The 17,797-nt window shown below is 41.6% G+C and carries 17 protein-coding genes; 9 read left to right on the top strand and 8 right to left on the bottom strand.

Going from position 1 to position 17,797, the window contains the following annotated elements; translation table 11 throughout:
- The first annotated feature begins 61 nt into the window (after nucleotides 1-61).
- The 4 genes from rhlE to AAC855_RS14880 all read left to right on the top strand — a co-directional run bounded on the left by rhlE (nucleotide 62) and on the right by AAC855_RS14880 (nucleotide 4,776).
- On the top strand, nucleotides 62-1,396 hold the full coding sequence (rhlE, locus tag AAC855_RS14895) for an ATP-dependent RNA helicase RhlE (protein ID WP_340610612.1): 1,335 nt from the start codon (nucleotides 62-64) through the stop codon (nucleotides 1,394-1,396).
- A gap of 3 nt (nucleotides 1,397-1,399) precedes the next feature.
- The gene (dusC, locus tag AAC855_RS14890; protein ID WP_340610610.1) at nucleotides 1,400-2,371 is read left to right on the top strand and encodes a tRNA dihydrouridine(16) synthase DusC; all 972 of its coding nucleotides are present in this window, start codon (nucleotides 1,400-1,402) and stop codon (nucleotides 2,369-2,371) included.
- 290 nt (nucleotides 2,372-2,661) lie between these two features.
- Nucleotides 2,662-3,936 carry a bifunctional O-acetylhomoserine aminocarboxypropyltransferase/cysteine synthase gene (locus AAC855_RS14885; protein WP_340610608.1) on the top strand — a complete coding sequence of 425 codons (1,275 nt, stop codon included), beginning with the start codon at nucleotides 2,662-2,664 and terminating at the stop codon, nucleotides 3,934-3,936.
- A gap of 591 nt (nucleotides 3,937-4,527) precedes the next feature.
- The gene (locus tag AAC855_RS14880; RefSeq protein ID WP_340610606.1) at nucleotides 4,528-4,776 is read left to right on the top strand and encodes a GlsB/YeaQ/YmgE family stress response membrane protein; all 249 of its coding nucleotides are present in this window, start codon (nucleotides 4,528-4,530) and stop codon (nucleotides 4,774-4,776) included.
- A gap of 248 nt (nucleotides 4,777-5,024) precedes the next feature.
- Here AAC855_RS14880 and sseA read toward each other — a convergent pair whose 3' ends face one another.
- Nucleotides 5,025-5,867 (bottom strand): 3-mercaptopyruvate sulfurtransferase, encoded by an 843-nt coding sequence (gene sseA, locus AAC855_RS14875; protein WP_340610605.1) that lies wholly within the window; start codon nucleotides 5,865-5,867, stop codon nucleotides 5,025-5,027.
- 79 nt (nucleotides 5,868-5,946) lie between these two features.
- The gene (locus AAC855_RS14870) at nucleotides 5,947-6,117 is read right to left on the bottom strand and encodes a hypothetical protein (RefSeq protein WP_340610603.1); all 171 of its coding nucleotides are present in this window, start codon (nucleotides 6,115-6,117) and stop codon (nucleotides 5,947-5,949) included.
- A 197-nt stretch (nucleotides 6,118-6,314) separates the two neighbouring features.
- On the opposite strand from AAC855_RS14870, the gene dinG reads away from it, so the two are divergent.
- Nucleotides 6,315-8,450 carry an ATP-dependent DNA helicase DinG gene (gene dinG, locus AAC855_RS14865; RefSeq protein WP_340610672.1) on the top strand — a complete coding sequence of 712 codons (2,136 nt, stop codon included), beginning with the start codon at nucleotides 6,315-6,317 and terminating at the stop codon, nucleotides 8,448-8,450.
- 54 nt (nucleotides 8,451-8,504) lie between these two features.
- Here dinG and AAC855_RS14860 read toward each other — a convergent pair whose 3' ends face one another.
- From AAC855_RS14860 to rhtA, 3 genes are all read right to left on the bottom strand, one after another.
- Nucleotides 8,505-8,726 (bottom strand): alkylphosphonate utilization protein, encoded by a 222-nt coding sequence (locus AAC855_RS14860; RefSeq protein WP_045969765.1) that lies wholly within the window; start codon nucleotides 8,724-8,726, stop codon nucleotides 8,505-8,507.
- 285 nt (nucleotides 8,727-9,011) lie between these two features.
- On the bottom strand, nucleotides 9,012-9,518 hold the full coding sequence (gene dps, locus AAC855_RS14855; protein ID WP_340610602.1) for a DNA starvation/stationary phase protection protein Dps: 507 nt from the start codon (nucleotides 9,516-9,518) through the stop codon (nucleotides 9,012-9,014).
- Nucleotides 9,519-9,716: 198 nt separating this feature from the next.
- Nucleotides 9,717-10,607 (bottom strand): threonine/homoserine exporter RhtA, encoded by an 891-nt coding sequence (gene rhtA / locus AAC855_RS14850; RefSeq protein WP_340610600.1) that lies wholly within the window; start codon nucleotides 10,605-10,607, stop codon nucleotides 9,717-9,719.
- Nucleotides 10,608-10,884: 277 nt separating this feature from the next.
- Between rhtA and AAC855_RS14845 the strand changes: the two genes are divergently transcribed.
- From AAC855_RS14845 to AAC855_RS14835, 3 genes are all read left to right on the top strand, one after another.
- Nucleotides 10,885-11,349, top strand: a complete 465-nt coding sequence (locus tag AAC855_RS14845) for a GNAT family N-acetyltransferase (RefSeq protein WP_340610598.1) — start codon at nucleotides 10,885-10,887, stop codon at nucleotides 11,347-11,349.
- A 14-nt stretch (nucleotides 11,350-11,363) separates the two neighbouring features.
- The gene (locus AAC855_RS14840) at nucleotides 11,364-11,828 is read left to right on the top strand and encodes a GNAT family N-acetyltransferase (protein ID WP_340610596.1); all 465 of its coding nucleotides are present in this window, start codon (nucleotides 11,364-11,366) and stop codon (nucleotides 11,826-11,828) included.
- 333 nt (nucleotides 11,829-12,161) lie between these two features.
- The gene (locus AAC855_RS14835) at nucleotides 12,162-13,379 is read left to right on the top strand and encodes an MFS transporter (RefSeq protein WP_340610595.1); all 1,218 of its coding nucleotides are present in this window, start codon (nucleotides 12,162-12,164) and stop codon (nucleotides 13,377-13,379) included.
- A 75-nt stretch (nucleotides 13,380-13,454) separates the two neighbouring features.
- Here the strand turns inward: AAC855_RS14835 and AAC855_RS14830 are convergent, their stop codons facing one another.
- Both AAC855_RS14830 and AAC855_RS14825 read right to left on the bottom strand, forming a co-directional pair.
- Nucleotides 13,455-14,072, bottom strand: coding sequence for a short chain dehydrogenase (locus AAC855_RS14830; protein WP_340610594.1), 618 nt, complete (start codon nucleotides 14,070-14,072; stop codon nucleotides 13,455-13,457).
- 46 nt (nucleotides 14,073-14,118) lie between these two features.
- Entirely contained in the window at nucleotides 14,119-15,123 is a 1,005-nt protein-coding gene (locus AAC855_RS14825) for a Gfo/Idh/MocA family protein (protein ID WP_340610593.1), read from the bottom strand.
- Nucleotides 15,124-15,400: 277 nt separating this feature from the next.
- On the opposite strand from AAC855_RS14825, the gene AAC855_RS14820 reads away from it, so the two are divergent.
- The gene (locus tag AAC855_RS14820; RefSeq protein ID WP_340610592.1) at nucleotides 15,401-16,996 is read left to right on the top strand and encodes an ABC-F family ATPase; all 1,596 of its coding nucleotides are present in this window, start codon (nucleotides 15,401-15,403) and stop codon (nucleotides 16,994-16,996) included.
- Nucleotides 16,997-17,035: 39 nt separating this feature from the next.
- On the opposite strand, the gene moeB is transcribed toward AAC855_RS14820, so the two are convergent.
- Nucleotides 17,036-17,791 (bottom strand): molybdopterin-synthase adenylyltransferase MoeB, encoded by a 756-nt coding sequence (gene moeB / locus AAC855_RS14815; protein ID WP_340610671.1) that lies wholly within the window; start codon nucleotides 17,789-17,791, stop codon nucleotides 17,036-17,038.
- Nucleotides 17,792-17,797: the final 6 nt, after the last annotated feature.

Here is a 17,797-nt window from a genome sequence, read left to right as displayed (position 1 = left end):
CCATAAAACTGCCCCTGAATTTTGATATCAGGAATGGTGAAGTCTGGAGTATTTCTTATTTATGAATTTTGAGTCACTCGGCTTGAAGGCTGATATTTTGCGTGCCATTGAAGAACAGGGCTACGCAGAGCCTACCCCTATTCAGCAACAGGCAATTCCTGTTGTGTTATCCGGTAAAGATCTGCTGGCGAGTGCCCAGACCGGAACGGGGAAAACGGCAGGTTTTACTTTGCCTATCTTACAGTTATTGAGTGAATCTCCCATTCAATCTAAAGGGCGTCGTCCGGTCAGGGCTTTGATCCTGACGCCAACCCGTGAACTTGCGGCACAAGTGGGAGAAAACGTCCGCAATTACAGCAAATATCTCCGGTTACGTTCCTTTGTGGTATTCGGAGGGGTAAGTATCAACCCGCAAATGATGAAATTGCGTGGCGGAGTCGATATTTTAGTCGCAACACCGGGGCGTTTGTTGGATTTAGAACATCAAAATGCCGTAGACCTGTCCCACGTTGAAATGCTGATCCTGGATGAAGCAGATCGCATGTTGGATATGGGTTTTATTCATGACATTCGTCGGGTACTGAATAAACTGCCAGCCAAACGCCAGAATCTGCTGTTTTCAGCAACATTCTCGGATGAGATTAAAAATCTGGCTAACAAATTGCTGCGTGATCCGGTCAGTGTCGAAGTTGCCCGTCGTAATTCAGCTTCTGAACAAATTGAGCAGGCTGTTCATTTTGTAGATAAGAAACGCAAAGGAGAATTGCTTTCTTATATGATTGGCAGCCAGAACTGGCAGCAGGTACTGGTATTTACCCGTACGAAACATGGCGCAAATCGTCTGGCAGAACAGCTTAATAAAGATGGTGTTACTGCGGCAGCGATTCATGGTAATAAGAGCCAAGGTGCCAGAACCCGTGCATTAGCTGATTTTAAAAGCGGTCAGATACGGGCATTAGTTGCAACGGATATCGCGGCTCGTGGGTTGGATATCGACCAGCTACCTCATGTTGTTAACTATGAGTTGCCGAATGTTGCCGAAGATTATGTACATCGTATCGGTCGTACCGGTCGTGCTGAAGCAACAGGGCAGGCAGTATCTTTGGTTTGTGTTGATGAACATAAGCTATTGAAAGATATTGAGCGCTTGCTCAAGCGGGAAATTCCGCGTATCACCACCCCCGGCTATGAACCCGATCCTTCGATTAAAGCAGAGCCTATTCAAAATGGTCGTAACGGGCGCAACAATCAGCCCCGAGCTCAGCGTACCAATGATAGACAGGGCGCTAACAGGCAAAACCAAGGTCATCCACGCAGTAAGAATGTATGGCCAAAAAATGCACCATCACAAAAACCTCGCCATCGCAGACCAGCTAAAGCGGTAGCAGGAGAGTAATCAATGCGCGTTTTGCTGGCTCCGATGGAAGGCGTTCTGGATTCACTGGTCAGGGAATTGCTTAGTGAGGTCAATGATTATGACCTCTGCATTACGGAATTCCTGCGGATCGTGGATAGCTTACTGCCGGTAAGGTCTTTTTACCGTTTGTGTCCTGAGTTGCATCGCCAGAGCAGAACACCATCGGGAACACCGGTCAGGATACAGCTTTTAGGGCAAGATCCGTCATGGCTGGCTGAAAATGCAGTCAGAGCGGTAGAGTTGGGTTCGTGGGGAATTGATTTAAATTGTGGCTGTCCTTCCAAAACCGTCAATGGAAATGGCGGCGGGGCCACATTACTGAAAGATCCCGAGCTTATCTACCGTGGAGCCAAAGCCATGCGGCAAGCTGTACCGGCAGAATTGCCGGTTACCGTCAAAGTGCGTCTGGGATGGGATTCCGATGCCCGGCAGTTTGAAATTGCAGATGCTGTTCAGCAGGCAGGTGCAACGGAACTGGTCGTGCATGGGCGTACGAAGGAAGATGGCTACAAAGCAGAACGCATAAACTGGCAGGCGATTGGCGAAATCCGCCGTCGCCTTGCCATACCGGTCATTGCAAATGGTGAAATATGGGACTGGCAAAGTGCACAGGAATGCCTCAGCGTCACCGGATGTGATTCAGTGATGATTGGTCGTGGTGCGCTGCATGTACCGAATTTAAGCCGGGTGATTAAATTTAATGAGCCGAAAATGCCGTGGCATGGCGTGCTCCGGCTATTGCAGAAATACACACTCTTGGAAAAACAAGGTGATACCGGTTTATATCACGTTGCCCGTATTAAGCAATGGCTTGGTTATCTACGCAGAGAATACACTGAAGCTGATGAGTTATTTATGCAAGTCAGGGCATTAAAAACATCATCGGCTATAGCTGAAGTGATTTATCGAGTTGTAGAGAACGGCATGTATGTAAGTGATAAGGAAGCTGTGTAGTTAACGTATTCTCAGGTTTCTATCAGTTTCTACAATGATAATACAGTTATTTTTATCGTTGTTGTTCTCTATTCTGAAAGATGCTATACACTTCGTTTTTCAAGTTGCCTCTTTGGCAAATTGTCTGAATTGACCACTTCAGTCAGTTGGGCTGTCACAAATTTGATCATTTGTTCCATGAGACACTTCTTCATGTTTTGCTGATGTTATTCATCATCGGATGCTGAAGCTGGCCTAAGAGGTGTCCATTTCATTATGACCTTACTTGTAATTCAACGAAGGAAATGCAAATGAAATTAGAAACACTGTCCATTCATGCCGGTTATTCTCCTGATCCTACCACTAAAGCGGTTGCAGTCCCAATTTATCAAACAACCTCCTATGCCTTTGATGATTCACAACATGGCGCTGATTTATTTGATTTAAAAGTTGAAGGCAACATTTACACCCGCATTATGAACCCGACCAATGATGTGCTGGAAAAACGTGTTGCTGCTTTAGAAGGGGGAGTGGGTGCACTTGCTGTTGCTTCTGGCATGGCAGCAATCACCTATGCTATTCAGACAATTACTGGCTTGGGAGATAACATTGTTTCTGTAGCGAAATTGTATGGCGGAACTTATAACTTAATGGCACATAATTTCCCAAATATTGGGATTGAAGTCCGTTTTGTTGATCATGACGATCTTGCTGCCCTTGAATCGATGATTGATGAAAGAACCAAAGCCATTTTTTGTGAAACCATCTGTAATCCAAGCGGAAATATTGTCGATATCCGTGCATTCGCTGATATTGCTCACCGGCACGGTATTCCACTTATTGTCGATAATACGGTTGCAACACCTTATTTGTGTCGCCCGTTTGAACATGGTGCCGATATTATCGTACATTCCCTGACCAAGTATATTGGTGGTCATGGAAATTCCATTGGCGGAATGGTGATTGATTCAGGCAGTTTTCCTTGGGCAGATCATAAGGAGCGTTTTGCGGTTTTAAATACGCCAGATCCTTCCTATCATGGTATAAATTATCTCGAACATTTTGGTGTAGCCGCGTTTATTGCCCGCTGTCGCGTTGGGCAGCTACGTAGTACTGGTGCGTCTCTTTCTCCTTTTAATACCTTTTTGATTCTACAGGGCCTTGAAACACTTGCCCTTCGTATGGAACGTCATACTGAAAATGCGTTGAAAGTTGCTCAGTATCTGGAACAACACCCTCTGGTATCCTGGGTTAAATACGCCGGATTACCGACACACCCTGAATATGATTTGGCAGTACGTTATATGGGGGGTAAACCTTCTGCTATCCTATCTTTCGGTATTAAGGGAGAAGAAAAAGCAGCGATACGTTTTATTGATGCTCTGCAACTGATTACACGTTTGGTCAATATTGGTGATGCTAAATCATTGGCTTGTCATCCGGCTTCAACAACTCATCGTCAATTAAATGAAGAAGAATTGATAAAAGCAGGTGCATCACGAGATTTGATCCGTTTATCCATCGGCATTGAACACAGTGATGACATTATTGCAGATCTTGCACAGGCATTGGATATGGCAAAATAATTGAAATATACCAATGAATTTAAAGTTATGTTGTAGTGGCAAAGGAATGACAAATTCGTCGGGAGATCGAATTTGTCCAGCTAAAAGCTGGCCTCTGGTGAGAGGTAGGAGCCTCTCAATAATTCTGTAATCCGGTGGTATATGCATGTTTTTTTATCGGGTATATAATTCATATAAATATAATGCTTGGACTGTTTTGTTTGCTTTTTATTTAATTTTTAAATATCTGTAGAAATGTTTAATTAATCAAAAATGACAATGATATTAAATTAAATCATGATATATTTTGGTTTAACTATTCCCCATACTTCTTTATTATTTATAAACTGCATGCTTTCTACTATTTGCAATTTTTTTAGTTAGTGTCTTAAATTAGGACATGTGGTTAAGACATTCTCAGTAAAATCTCATCAGAGCGGATTTTAGCTCTTATTGATACCCAATATACCCATGGTTTCGAGCTGCATCGCGGCGTCAAGGGAGTGTATTCCCGAGAACAGAGATAATGATGTCATCAGGAAAAGTGAACTCAGCTAAAAAGAGGCAGTTTGAGGTAAGGTGGGTATATCTAATTGAATCAGGGGGTTGAGTATGGGTATTCTGTCATGGATTATCTTCGGTTTAATTGCCGGGATCATAGCGAAGTGGATTATGCCGGGTGATAATAGCACCGGTATCATTATGACGGTAATTTTAGGGATTATTGGTGCAGTTGTGGGCGGCTATATAAGTACATTTTTTGGCATGGGAAAAGTAGATGGGTTTAATTTGGGGAGTTTTGCCATTGCTGTTATTGGTGCGCTGGTTGTCCTGTTTATATATCACAAAGTTTCTCATTAATCGTAATAATAGATTTATACACTTCGTCTTTCAAGTTGCCTCTTTGTTGGCTGCGCTCGTTCACCCCGGTCGCATAGTTAGCTATGCTCTCGGGGATGAACTCCCTTGCTACCGTGACGCACCTTGAAACCCATTGTGTATAAGATGAAAGCTACAAAGAACATGATAGCTTGATGCCCTTTGTAGCTCTCATCTTTTAAATTTTTCTGCCAGTGTGAAATAACCTAACCACTTAAGTGTATTATTATTTATTTCTCTAATGGGAGATTATCATCAGCTCCCCATTCGGCCCAGGAGCCATCGTATAATGCTGCTTTTTTATGGCCAATGATATCAAGCCCTAATACTAAAACGGCCGCTGTCATCCCGGAGCCACAACTAGTGATAATGGGTTGATCCAAATCGACACCTTGTTGTTTAAAGATAAGTTTGATTTCATCTGGCGATTTGTAATGCCCATTTTCAAGTAATGCTGTCCACGGGACATTTTTTGAACCGGGCACATGGCCCATTCTTAAACCCGGGCGCGGTTCAGGCGCTTTGGCCTGAAAACGATCTACAGATCTGGCATCGACAACTTGTGTTTTCTCCTCCTCATTATGGAGAATATCAAGGATCTGTTGCCGGGAAATGGCATGTTCGGGAGAAAAATGGATATTGAATACTTGTGTATGGCGGCTGACTTTTCCCGATTCAGTTGGGTAACCAGCCAGTTGCCAGCCTTGTAACCCACCTTCAAGAATACGGATGTTTTTCGCGCCAAAAGTCTTAAATGTCCACCACGCCCGTGGAGCAGAAAACATATTTCCCTGATCATAAATGATGATCAAATGATTTTCACTGATGCCCATTTCGCTAACGGCTTTTTGGAAAGTTTCCGGAGCAGGGAGCATATGTGGCAATGGACTCTGGAGGTCAGCGATTTTATCAAGATCAAAAAAGCTGGAACCCGGTATATGTTTCTCCAGCCATTTTTGCTGATAATCAATGGATTCAGTTGGCATGGGAGCGCTGGCATCGATGACAACAACATTGTCATCATTGAGATGTTCGCTTAGCCATTGTGGAGTAACAAAATATTGATTGTTCATAAGCTTCCCCGTCATTGGATATTCCGTGCGTTATACTGCTAAATTGGGTGCTGTAATTAATCTGAGGATATATCGGTTACTACTGCTGCCCGGATTGTCTGTCTTCCTGATGTACCGTTTCTTGCTGTGCTTGGTGTGTCTCTTCTGCTGAAGCGGTTGAACGGTTATACATGTTCATTCCTGCTAAAATAATGCCTCCGATAGAGCCGAGGGTGAATAGTACGATAATAACAAGCAGGATCTTTTTCATCTTTGTTCCCGATAAAATTCTTAGTCATGTAGAAGGCCAAAAGTATATCGGCTTCTGCATTCCAGACAAGCAATAAGCGACTTTCTGGCTTTTTCTGTAAAAAAGCTGGAAAGCTGTTCCCAATAATCGTGATATCAGGCTGATCTGAGGGTAACTCTGTGGGAGAATGGAGTGACAATTCTCATGCAATAAAACTTATGGCACTTTCCAGTTCAATAAAAAATCAAATCAGTCAATGGTATAAAGCGTTATCCACCCATATTGATGGCTTCATTCCAAGAGCTCCCCAACGCCAGATGATTGCAGAAGTGGCGAAAACACTGGCAGATGATGAAGGGCGGCATTTGGTTATAGAAGCGCCCACCGGAGTAGGAAAAACATTATCCTATCTTATTCCCGGTATTGCCGTCAGTCGGGCTGAGCAGAAACCATTAGTCGTGAGTACTGCTAATGTGGCTTTGCAGGATCAGATTTACAGTAAAGATCTACCGTTATTACGAAAAATCATCCCAGATTTGAAATTTACTGGGGCTTTTGGTCGTGCGCGTTATGTTTGTCCGCGCAATCTGGAAGCTATTTGCGCCGCAGAAGGAGAGCAAATTGATTTAATGCTGCTGGTGGAAGATCAGACGGCTGTTGCCAGCAGTGAAGAACGAGAACTGTGTCGCAGGTTACGCAATGATTACTCTACTTTTGTCTGGGATGGTTTGCGGGATCATCATCAGTTGGCCTTGTCGGATTCGCTATGGTCAAAGGTCAGTACTGATAAGATGAACTGTCTGGCCCGTAACTGCCAGTTTTATCACCGTTGTCCATTCTTTCTGGCCCGGAGGGAGATTGAAGATGCTGATGTTATTGTTGCTAACCATTCTTTGGTGATGGCGGCATTGGAAAGCGAATCCGTCCTGCCGGAAGCAAAAAATATGTTACTGGTTCTGGATGAAGGCCACCACATCCCGGATGTTGCAAGGGATTCACTGGAGGTGGAAGGAGAGATTACGCTATTTCAGCTGAATGGGCAGCTGGATTCCTTTGTCCGCCATGTCGAGCAATATTTGCTTCAGTTCCGTCCGGTAAAACCGCCTGCTTTGGCTGATATAACCCGTTTGCAGGCACATTGTGAAAAAATCCGTGAGTGTTTCAGGGAACTGGCTGATATTACACAGGCATTACTACCCGAACGTGGAAATGCGGAAGAATACCTGTTTGAACTGGGAAAATTACCGGATAATTTACTGCTGTGCTGCCAGACACTATCCAAGCTGACAGATGGGCTACGTAGCTTATCTGAAGCGATTCTAAATGATCTTACCGATCAAACTGCGAAACAGGATATCGTCAGATTGCATCGGGCTATCTTGCTGACTAGCAGGACACTGGGTTATTTCGAAAATATGGTAAAGTTGTGGCGGCTGGCTTCACAGGAAGAATCTTCCCACGCGCCTATCTCAAAGTGGCTGACACGCCGTTATGAGAAAAATCAGTCACATCTTTACTTTCACTGTGCGGGTATTCGGGTCAGTGAACAATTAACTCAGTTATTGTGGCGAAATATTCCTCATATTGTCGTAACATCCGCGACATTGCGCTCTCTTAACAGTTTTTCCCGTATTCAGGAGCTGACAGGATTGCATGAAAATTACGATGATCGCTTTGTGACTTTGTCATCCCCTTTTGAACATATTCGGCAAGGGCGTCTGATTATTCCGCGAATGGCGCTGGAGCCGACAATTCATAATGAAATGCAACACCTTGAGGAAATGGCGCGCTATTTCCGTTCACAAATATTGTTGGGTTCTCATCAAGGAATGTTAGTGCTGTTTAGCAGCCAACGTGCAATGGAGGGTTTTCTCCAATTTGTAAAAGATTTACGGCTGATGTTACTGGTGCAGGGGGATCAGCCACGATATCGGCTGGTGGAAACCCATTGCAAACGTATTGACGAAGGGCAATCCAGTGTTCTGGTTGGATTACAGTCTTTTGCTGAAGGGCTGGATTTGAAAGGCAATTACCTTTCGCAGGTACATATCCATAAAATTGCTTTTCCACCCGTCACAAACCCCGTCATTATCACTGAAAGTGAGTGGCTTAAGTCACTGAAACGCTACCCTTTTGAAGTGCAGAGTTTGCCGAGTGCTTCTTTCAGTCTTATCCAACAAGTAGGAAGACTGATACGCAGTCATGAGTGCCATGGCGATGTTGTAATTTATGACAAAAGGCTGTTGACCAAGCGTTATGGTTCCCGTTTGCTGGGGGCATTGCCTGTTTTTCCGATTGAACAACCGGATATACCTTCGGAAGAAATATTACTGAAAATGAAAAAGGATAAATAATATAAAAGTTAATATTATTTATCCTTAAAGCAAAGTTAGGCTGATAACTGCTATTTATCCGATTTTTTTCAGGAAACAGGTTTTCAGCACTAATCCTTTAATTTTGTCAGCATTACATTCGATTTCATCTTCACGATGAGTAAGGCGAATATTTTTAATTAATGTGCCGCGTTTCAGTGTCTTAGAGGTACCTTTGACTTTCAGGTCTTTGATAACTTGTACTGAATCACCATCATTCAGCAGGGCACCGTTGGAATCTTTAACTTCGATATCCATTGTATATTGTCCTCATGTTTATTTTTAAAGCAGACGGGATTATAGAGAGAAAAATGAATTTTTTAAAGGTTAGTCTTATTTTTTAAGTTATAACTTCTATTTTAGGTATTTTTTATAATAAAAAAGGCCGTAATAACGGCCTATGCACTTTGTCTTTCAAATTATCTCTTTGTTGGCTGCGCTCGTTCACCCCAGTGACATAGCTGTCTATGCTCCCGGGGATGAACTTCCTTGCCGCAGCGATGTATTTTGAAATCCAGTGCGTATGATGATGGTGTTTTTATCTTAGTGCTCGATATTGGCTTCAAGAAACCATAAAAACTTATCGAGGTCACGGGAAGCCGCTGTGAACATATCTGCTGTATCTTCATCTTCCGCATCACCAATAGCCTGACGGATATCATTAGCAACAATCGCATAACGATCAGCCAGTGCTTTTAAGTGATCTTGTACATCGTGAATACCAGTAGGATAACTTTCCAACTGAGTTCCTTTGTGAACTTCCTGAAGTGTACCTAATGCTACTCCGCCTAGTTGCACGACACGCTCGGCAAAGGTATCGAGATGATCAACGAGCGTAGTACGGAAGTCATCCAGCATTTTATGAACGGCAATAAAGTTTCTGCCGCGGATATTCCAGTGTGCCTGCTTGGTCATCAGAGACAGGTCAGTAAACTGGATGACCATATGATTCAGGGCATAAATTGAACTTTGTTTGACACTATCACTGATATTATTACGGGTATAAATCAGTTTGGAGGAACTTTTTCTGACAAATTTTGCAGTACTCATTTTTAATGCTCCCTTAATTTAAACTAATGACATGGGATACATTAAAAGTAGCTGAACATTGAGCAGACGTCATATCGTTTTATGCTATCGAATTGATAGCTAATAAAAAATATCTGTAATTAATATCGGTAATAGTAAAAACCGAAAGGCATTCATACCTTTCGGTTTTCATGGGGAAAGTCAAATAACTTACCGTTTTTACTCAATTTTTTCTATTTTTGTTTTCTGTTTTATGGTTGTAGTAGAGCCAATTGAAGCACAAATGATGCACAAAAGGGCGAGCCATTGTGTCATGGTTAAATGCTCATTCAGGAAAATAATACCGGATAAGGCACCCAATGCCGGCTCCAGACTCATTAAAGTACCGAATGTTTTGGCTGGCAAACGTGTAAGGGCGATCATTTCCAATGTATAGGGAAGAGCAGTTGATAAGATGGCGATGCCCAGAGCAATAGGCAGTAATGAGGCGTCAAACAGAAGCTCCGGGCCGGTTTGAATTAATCCCACCGGAAAGAAAATAACAGCAGCAATTAATGAGCCGATAGAAACTGTAGCCGCACCATAACCTGCCCCAGCGCGCTGACCAAAGATAATATAAAGTGCCCAGAAAACGCCTGCTCCCAGTGCATATAAAATGCCGACAGGATCAAGAGTACTGACGTCATCACCGATAGGTAACAGAAAACCCAAACCGGCAATAACTAATAATATCCAGAGAAAATCCACAGGTCGGCGTGAGGAAAACATCGCGACAGCCAGTGGGCCGGTAAATTCAAGTGCAACGGCAATACCAAGGGGAATTTTGGATAATGCCATGTAAAACAGATAATTCATTCCACCAAGTGAAATGCCGTAAGCGAAGAGAGGAACGAGAGATGCCCGCGTCAATTTCAGGCGCCAGGGTTTAAAAATCAGGAATAAAATAAGGGTTCCCAATGCAAGTCTCAGCGCAGTCACACCAGGCGCACCAATGACATGGAATACTGTTTTGGCTAATGATGCACCAGCCTGAATTGATGTCATTGAAATTAATAACAAAAATATCGGAAGCAGAGAAAAAGATGCAGCCCGATGTTTAGAAAAGGACATTTACAGAAAACCTCAATTACAACATGTTATTTTAGAAGTGCCATCTTCGCAGTGAAATAGGCAGAATACAACAGTATTATTATGTCTTATGAGAGCTGGGCTAACCTATAAAAGAATAAGTATGAAGTATAGTCTTTAACTCCTCTTAGTCCACATATTATGAAAGCGATATACCTGCATAAAAGCAGGGTGTTAGAATTCTTTGATGGTTTTATCAGCTTTGATTATTATGCTATTTCTTAAATATAAATAGGCCATGAGTTTCAGGAGAAATGATATGTTAATAAGGGCGGCTTCAGTGGAGGATCTTGATGCTATTTTATTACTTTATACAACATTATTCAGAGAAATGGCTGAATTGCAGCCTGAAAGATTGAAAGAGGTGGAACAGGACAGCGCATTTATTACTTCTACTCTTAGTGATGATAACTTTAATTTATTAGTAGCAGACGATAATAATGGCAATATAAAAGGTTTTTGCATCGCACAAAAAAAGCAGACACCACCATTTAATTGTCTTGTTCAAAGAGAATATGGTTATGTTATTGATTTGTTTGTCAGTCCAGATGTAAGAAATCAGGGTGTTGGTCAGGAATTATTAGCAGAAATGAAAAAATGGGCGAAGGAAAATAATTTTACTCATCTGGAGCTGACTGTTTTATCTGAAAATATTTCGGCAACAAAATTTTATGAAAGGGAAGGTTATAAAGAAGTCAATAAATTAATGGCGATTACATTGTGATGATGGAGTTAAATATGAAGGTTTCCTTAATAGATATAGATAAAAATAACTATCGCGAAGTGATGTCTCTCGAAATTGAATCCGGGCAGGAACAGTTTGTTGCACCCAATTCAGAGTCAATCGCAGAATCAAAATTTAATCAATATTGTAGGCCAAGAGCAATTTGTTTTGGCGAGGAAATTGTCGGTTTCGCTATGTATGAACGCTGTGTTAATGAAGGAAAGCCAAATGAATATAATCTTTATCGGATGATGATTGACAAATCTTATCAGAATAAAGGAATTGGCAGTATTGCGATGAAATTATTGTTGGATGAAATGAAGAAATATGCTGATTGCTACAAAATATCTGTCTGTTATGATGAAACAAGTCAACGTCATAGCCAGTTTTATCAGCGTCTTGGTTTTACTGAAGTCGGTTATTGTGACGAGTATGAGGAAATGCTGGCGGAAATCATTATAGAAAATAAAATTCGTTAATTGTGAGCTTCTCTTTAAAAATGAACGGAGAGTTATCGTATGGTAAGCATTTGTAGTGGGAGTTATATACTCTTCGTCTTTCAAGTTGCCTCTTTGTTGGCTACACTCACACATCCCGGTCACATCGTTGTCTAAGCGCCCGGGAATGAGTTCCTTTGCCGCTACAATGTATCTTGAAATCCATTGAGTATAGATAAGTTAATTCTCTGGAAGCTTGCTAAATGAAAGTTTGTCTGCCAAAATTTAGACGAACTATGCAGTAAGTTTATTTGGTATATCCTCAAACTTTTTAAGTGAAAATACGATAAGCCTTCAAACTTCTGTGGTGAAATAATGAAAATAGGGAAACACTTTAATAATAGCTTTATCTTCAAATTATTACTCTTTATCATGATTGCGGGGTTGGGATTGAGGATACCGATATCTTATATCCCACCAATGTCTCAGGAAATTATTGACGATTTAAACATAAACTATTCTACCTTTGGTTTAATCACATCCCTGTCACCGCTGTGTTTTTTCTTTTTTTCTCCTTTAACACCTTATTTTGAAAGAAGAATAGGGCTATATAAAACCTTATTAATGACATTTGTTGTTGCTATTGTTGCTTACATTTTAAGGTTAAATAGTTCTCTGACATTGCTGTTGGCTTCTACAGTTATGTTTGGGTTCGCTATTGCATTGGGAAATATTGCGTTACCTTCATTCTTTAAAAGTCTCGGGAATAACAGAGTTGCTCTTCTCTCATCATCCTATACCGCATCTTTGTATCTGGGGCCTGCAATGGCCACTGGCCTGACGTTACCGATTAAGCATATGCTGGGTTTTTCTTGGAATGAAGTTTCTTGGGTTTGGGTGTTAATTCCTCTATTTTCAGTGTTCCTTATCCTGTTCTTTTCCGGTAAAAAACAAAAAAGTTCCGTTAGTAATCCAAATGCCAGTAATGATTATGATGATAAACCCGTGAAGGTGATTAACCCGTGGTCAAATATTTCATGCTGGATGATGGCTGTCTATTTCTCTGTTTTATCGTTTAACTTTTATATCATTACTGCCTGGTTCCCTGAAATTATCAGTTCTTATGGTATGGGGCTGACTGAAGCGGCATCTTATGCGGCACTATTCTCATTAGTCGCAATACCTTTTGCGACATTGACTGCTTTTTATATCTATAAAATAAAAAGACAAGAATTTATGTTTGTGATTAACCCTATTATTGGCATGTTGGGGATTATTTTATTTATTTATGGTCAAAAACATTTAATTCCTGTTGCTGTCATGATCATGGGGGTTGGCGCTGGTATTTGTACCGGAGTGGCATTCTTGCTACCACTGTTGCGTTTTAATCATACTACTAATATTACGAAAGCAAATTCAATGATGCAGTCAATCGGTTATTTGATTGCATTTTGCGGGCCACTTGTTTCTGGTTATATTCATGATTTTACCTCTTCTTGGACTCTTGTTCTGTGGTTGCTTTTCCTCGTTCTGGCAATCCAAGGGGTCTTGGGGATCATAATTGGTAAAAATGAAAAACTTGATGCAGCTTAATACTGAAAAGTGTTTAAAATAAAGGTGATTAGCGGTTATCAAAACCGCTAATCATCCGGCATGAATGTTTCACACCTATATTTCAATTACCCTGCCTGTTTCTTTACCATAAATACTGCGTATATAGCCTTTCGCTATCTGCTCACCTGTACAGGTTTCCTGCCCGGGGAAAAATTTGGCATAACTGCTAAATGATTCATCCAATAATTTCGGACTGACTACGTTAATTCGGGCATTTGTGATTTCAGTTGCTGCTGAACGGACAAAAGCTTCAATAGCTCCATTGGTTACAGCAGTTTGAGAGCCATTAGGTGACATTATTTTGCCGACAATACCTGATGTTAAAGTAACCGAACCACCGGGTTTAATGTATTTTAAGGCTTGGAGTGCAACATTGATCTGACCGAAAGCTTTATTCCTGATGCTTTCTTCATAATCATGCAGATTTTCTGGCTTCGTCCAGTTGGTTTTACCAAATGCACAGATGATAGCTTCAAACATTTTATTTTTAGATAAAAAATTATCTAATTGTTGATGATCAAAAACATCAAGCGAGTATTCAGGTGAGTGACGGCTGGCTTGAACAATTTCAAGCTCTGTAGAGTTATCAGCCAACAAAGGATGGTATTTTTTAATGTTACTGATAATGTGTTTTCCTATGTTTCCTGTTGCTCCTATCACTAATATTTTCATATTTATAACTCCGTAATTGAATGACAATACGCCAGATAAATAATATTTATTTAAATTTTGAGTGTAGCTCAGCTCTATATTCTTTCAGCACTTCATCAATAACCCAACTGGTACGTGAGGCAGATATGCCAGTAGAAGGGCTAATATCATTGCCTTGTAATTGATGAATAATTGTCTGTATAAATGGCATTTGAATATGTTTTGGGTTTTCAAAATTAAACTGATGTAATGTATTTTTGTCATCGTAATATGAAATTGGTGAATCCCCGAAGGTGGCAAAAACTATTTTGCCTTTTGTTCCCATTATTTCCACTTTATCTTCACGAGAACTGGCAACAAAATTCCAGATGCCGACTCCCTGTACCTGATTTTCAAACACGAATGACATTGAAACACAATCTTCTGCCGGATACGCTTTTGCCTGAGAATTTGCATGCCCTTTGACGGAAATAATTTTGCCCAGCAGAAAGTCCAGTATATCCAGTGTATGACAGGCTAAATCAACAAATAACCCACCACCAGATATTTCTGGTTGCACAAACCAGGGAAGGTTTTCGGGATCAAGATAGCGAGATTCCAGTTCCCGGGATAATTGGCAGCTGACAATAAGTGGAGTTCCAATTGCACCTGAATCAATGAGTTCTTTTATTTTTATAAATCTTGGCAATGCTCTACGGTAATAAGCTACAAATAATGGCACATTATGGCGTTGGCAGGCAGTAATCATTTCATGACATTCTGAAAATGTCAGCGCCATCGGTTTTTCTACATAAACAGCTTTACCGGCTGCGGCAGCTAATAACGTATATTTCTTATGATTAGAGGGAGGCGTTGCAATATAAACGGCATCAATTTCCGGGTCATTAATCAGAGATTCAGCGTCAGAATACCATTTGGGGACATTGTGCCTATGAGCAAAATCTTTTGCTAATTCTGCATTCCGGCGCATGACAGCAATTAATTCTGAATTTTCCAGTTTATAAAAAGCGGGGCCACTTTTTACTTCTGTTACATTACCACAACCAATAATACCCCATCTGATTTTCTGCATTTTATTTTTCCGGTATATTTATCTGTGAATCGCAAATATCCGTTCGATTTTATAATAGCTTTTTTGCTTATTCTACGTCTTTATGAACGACAATTTATATTGTTACATTAGGAAAATTTATTGCCTGATATCCTATCACGGATATAGAAATGCTCAGATTATGGGGTTGGTGCTCCGCTATGAAAGCATTCTGGCGATACTTTTTTCTTATTGTGGCATAATAGGCAACTATCGATTTTTTCCAAATTCCCTTTTATCCACTTTAAGAGCAAAAGTTGTGTTAAGTACAAACAACATCACTATGCAGTTTGGCAGTAAGCCTCTGTTTGAAAACATTTCTGTTAAATTCGGTAACGGCAACCGCTATGGCCTGATTGGTGCCAATGGTGCGGGTAAGTCAACCTTTATGAAAATTTTGGGGGGAGATTTAACACCGACCTCCGGTAATGTCAGTCTCGATCCGAATGAGCGTTTGGGTAAATTACGTCAGGATCAATTTGCCTTTGAAGAATACACTGTACTGGATACGGTTATCATGGGTCACACAGAGTTGTGGGAAGTGAAACAGGAACGTGACCGTATTTATGCCATGGCAGAAATGAGCGAAGAAGACGGCTATCGTGTTGCTGATCTGGAAGTTGCTTATGGTGAAATGGATGGCTACAGCGCAGAAGCCCGTGCCGGAGAATTATTACTTGGTGTAGGTATTCCGGTTGAGCAGCACTACGGTTTGATGAGTTCAGTTGCTCCGGGCTGGAAACTGCGTGTCCTGCTGGCTCAGGCGCTGTTTGCTGATCCTGATGTTCTGTTACTTGATGAGCCAACCAACAACCTGGATATTGATACTATCCGTTGGCTGGAGCAAGTATTGAGTGAACGCAACAGCACCATGATTATTATTTCCCATGACCGCCATTTTCTGAACACCGTATGTACGCATATGGCTGATTTGGATTACGGTGAACTGCGCCAGTTCCCGGGTAATTATGATGAGTATATGGTGGCCGCAACTCAGGCCCGCGAACGTCTGTTGGCAGATAATGCTAAGAAGAAAGCGCAGATTGTAGAATTGCAGTCGTTTGTCAGCCGCTTCAGCGCGAATGCGTCTAAATCTAAACAGGCAACTTCACGAGCCCGTCAGATTGACAAAATTCAGTTAGAAGAAGTGAAGGCTTCCAGCCGTCAGAACCCCTATATTCGTTTTGATCAAGAGAAAAAACTGTTCCGTAATGCACTGGAGCTAGAAGGTCTGACGAAAGGCTATGACAATGGCCCGCTGTTTAAAAACCTGAACCTGCTGATGGAAGTTGGCGAAAAAATGGCGGTGATTGGTGAAAATGGTATCGGTAAAACGACACTACTGAAAACACTGATCGGTGAAACTGAACCAACCAGCGGTACGGTTAAATGGTCTGAAAACAGTACTATTGGCTATTATGCACAGGATCATGCCGGTGATTTTGATGGTAATCTGACTGTGTTCGAATGGATGAGCCAGTGGAGACGCGAAGGTGATGATGAACAGGCAGTACGCAGTGTACTGGGGCGTTTACTGTTCAATCAGGATGATATCAGGAAAAAAGTCGGTGTATTGTCCGGTGGTGAAAAAGGCCGGATGTTGTTTGGCAAGCTGATGATGCAAAAGCCAAATATTCTGGTTATGGATGAACCAACCAACCATTTGGATATGGAATCTATCGAATCACTGAACCTGTCACTGGAGCTTTATGAAGGTACGCTGATTTTTGTTTCTCATGACCGTGCTTTTGTTAGTTCATTAGCCAGCCGTATTCTGGAAATAAAATCCGATAAGGTTATTGATTTTAAAGGTACTTATGATGAGTATCTGAGAAGTCAGGGAATTGCGCAATAATCCTGCTTATTAGATGACCCCGTTTAACGGGGTCAGTCATTATTTACTGCTGCACACTTCACATTGCGCATCTTTAGGTAGTTTTATTTCACGAAACTGCATTGTCATTGCGTCGAACAGCAATATTTTACCTCTGATAACCTCTCCGTATTGAGTCAGCAGTTTAATTGTCTCCATAGCCTGTAACGAGCCGACTGTACCCACAAGTGGTGCCATGACACCGGCTTCAACACAGGTCAGGCTATTTTCCCCGAATAACCGGCTCAGGCAACGGTAACAGGGTTCTTCCTCATGATAGGTAAAGACTGACAGTTGTCCTTCCATTCGTATGGCAGCCCCGGAAACTAAGGCAGTTTTATGCTGGTAGCACAGACGGTTAAGTTGTTCGCGGATAGCGACATTATCAGTACAATCCAGCACAACATCATGCTGGATAATCAGCTGGCTTAGCGCTGGATCATCTAATAATCCGTCAATGGGACGGACAGTCAGATGAGGATTTATTTCCAGTAGCGTCAGCTCAGCCGAATGCACTTTCGCCATACCAATACGCTCATCACGATGCAGGATCTGGCGCTGTAAATTAGACAGGGAAACAGTATCAAAATCCAATAATGTGATTGTTCCAACCCCCGCTGCGGCCAGATACTGAGAGGCTGCACAGCCGAGCCCCCCCAGACCGACTATCAGCACGTTGGATGATTTTAACTTTTCCTGCCCATCAAAATCGAAACCCCGCAGGACAATTTGCCGATTATAGCGAAGGGTCTCTTTATCTGTGAGTTCGCTGGTCATTTCTTT

Source organism: Xenorhabdus bharatensis (genome assembly GCF_037996705.1).
GTDB classification, from domain to species: Bacteria; Pseudomonadota; Gammaproteobacteria; order Enterobacterales; family Enterobacteriaceae; genus Xenorhabdus; species Xenorhabdus bharatensis.
This window is presented reverse-complemented; position numbering and strand designations above follow the sequence as displayed.

Excerpts from the sequence above, each read along its gene's own strand:
- AAC855_RS14840 (WP_340610596.1), top strand. The coding sequence starts at position 11,364 with ATGAAGGTTTCCTTAATAGATATAGATAAAAATAACTATCGCGAAGTG.
- AAC855_RS14870 (WP_340610603.1), bottom strand. The coding sequence starts at position 6,117 with ATGAAAAAGATCCTGCTTGTTATTATCGTACTATTCACCCTCGGCTCT.
- AAC855_RS14845 (WP_340610598.1), top strand. The coding sequence starts at position 10,885 with ATGTTAATAAGGGCGGCTTCAGTGGAGGATCTTGATGCTATTTTATTA.
- rhtA (WP_340610600.1), bottom strand. The coding sequence starts at position 10,607 with ATGTCCTTTTCTAAACATCGGGCTGCATCTTTTTCTCTGCTTCCGATA.
- rhlE (WP_340610612.1), top strand. The coding sequence starts at position 62 with ATGAATTTTGAGTCACTCGGCTTGAAGGCTGATATTTTGCGTGCCATT.
- sseA (WP_340610605.1), bottom strand. The coding sequence starts at position 5,867 with ATGAACAATCAATATTTTGTTACTCCACAATGGCTAAGCGAACATCTC.
- dps (WP_340610602.1), bottom strand. The coding sequence starts at position 9,518 with ATGAGTACTGCAAAATTTGTCAGAAAAAGTTCCTCCAAACTGATTTAT.
- AAC855_RS14830 (WP_340610594.1), bottom strand. The coding sequence starts at position 14,072 with ATGAAAATATTAGTGATAGGAGCAACAGGAAACATAGGAAAACACATT.
- AAC855_RS14860 (WP_045969765.1), bottom strand. The coding sequence starts at position 8,726 with ATGGATATCGAAGTTAAAGATTCCAACGGTGCCCTGCTGAATGATGGT.
- AAC855_RS14885 (WP_340610608.1), top strand. The coding sequence starts at position 2,662 with ATGAAATTAGAAACACTGTCCATTCATGCCGGTTATTCTCCTGATCCT.
- AAC855_RS14880 (WP_340610606.1), top strand. The coding sequence starts at position 4,528 with ATGGGTATTCTGTCATGGATTATCTTCGGTTTAATTGCCGGGATCATA.
- AAC855_RS14835 (WP_340610595.1), top strand. The coding sequence starts at position 12,162 with ATGAAAATAGGGAAACACTTTAATAATAGCTTTATCTTCAAATTATTA.
- AAC855_RS14825 (WP_340610593.1), bottom strand. The coding sequence starts at position 15,123 with ATGCAGAAAATCAGATGGGGTATTATTGGTTGTGGTAATGTAACAGAA.
- dusC (WP_340610610.1), top strand. The coding sequence starts at position 1,400 with ATGCGCGTTTTGCTGGCTCCGATGGAAGGCGTTCTGGATTCACTGGTC.
- moeB (WP_340610671.1), bottom strand. The coding sequence starts at position 17,791 with ATGACCAGCGAACTCACAGATAAAGAGACCCTTCGCTATAATCGGCAA.
- dinG (WP_340610672.1), top strand. The coding sequence starts at position 6,315 with ATGGCACTTTCCAGTTCAATAAAAAATCAAATCAGTCAATGGTATAAA.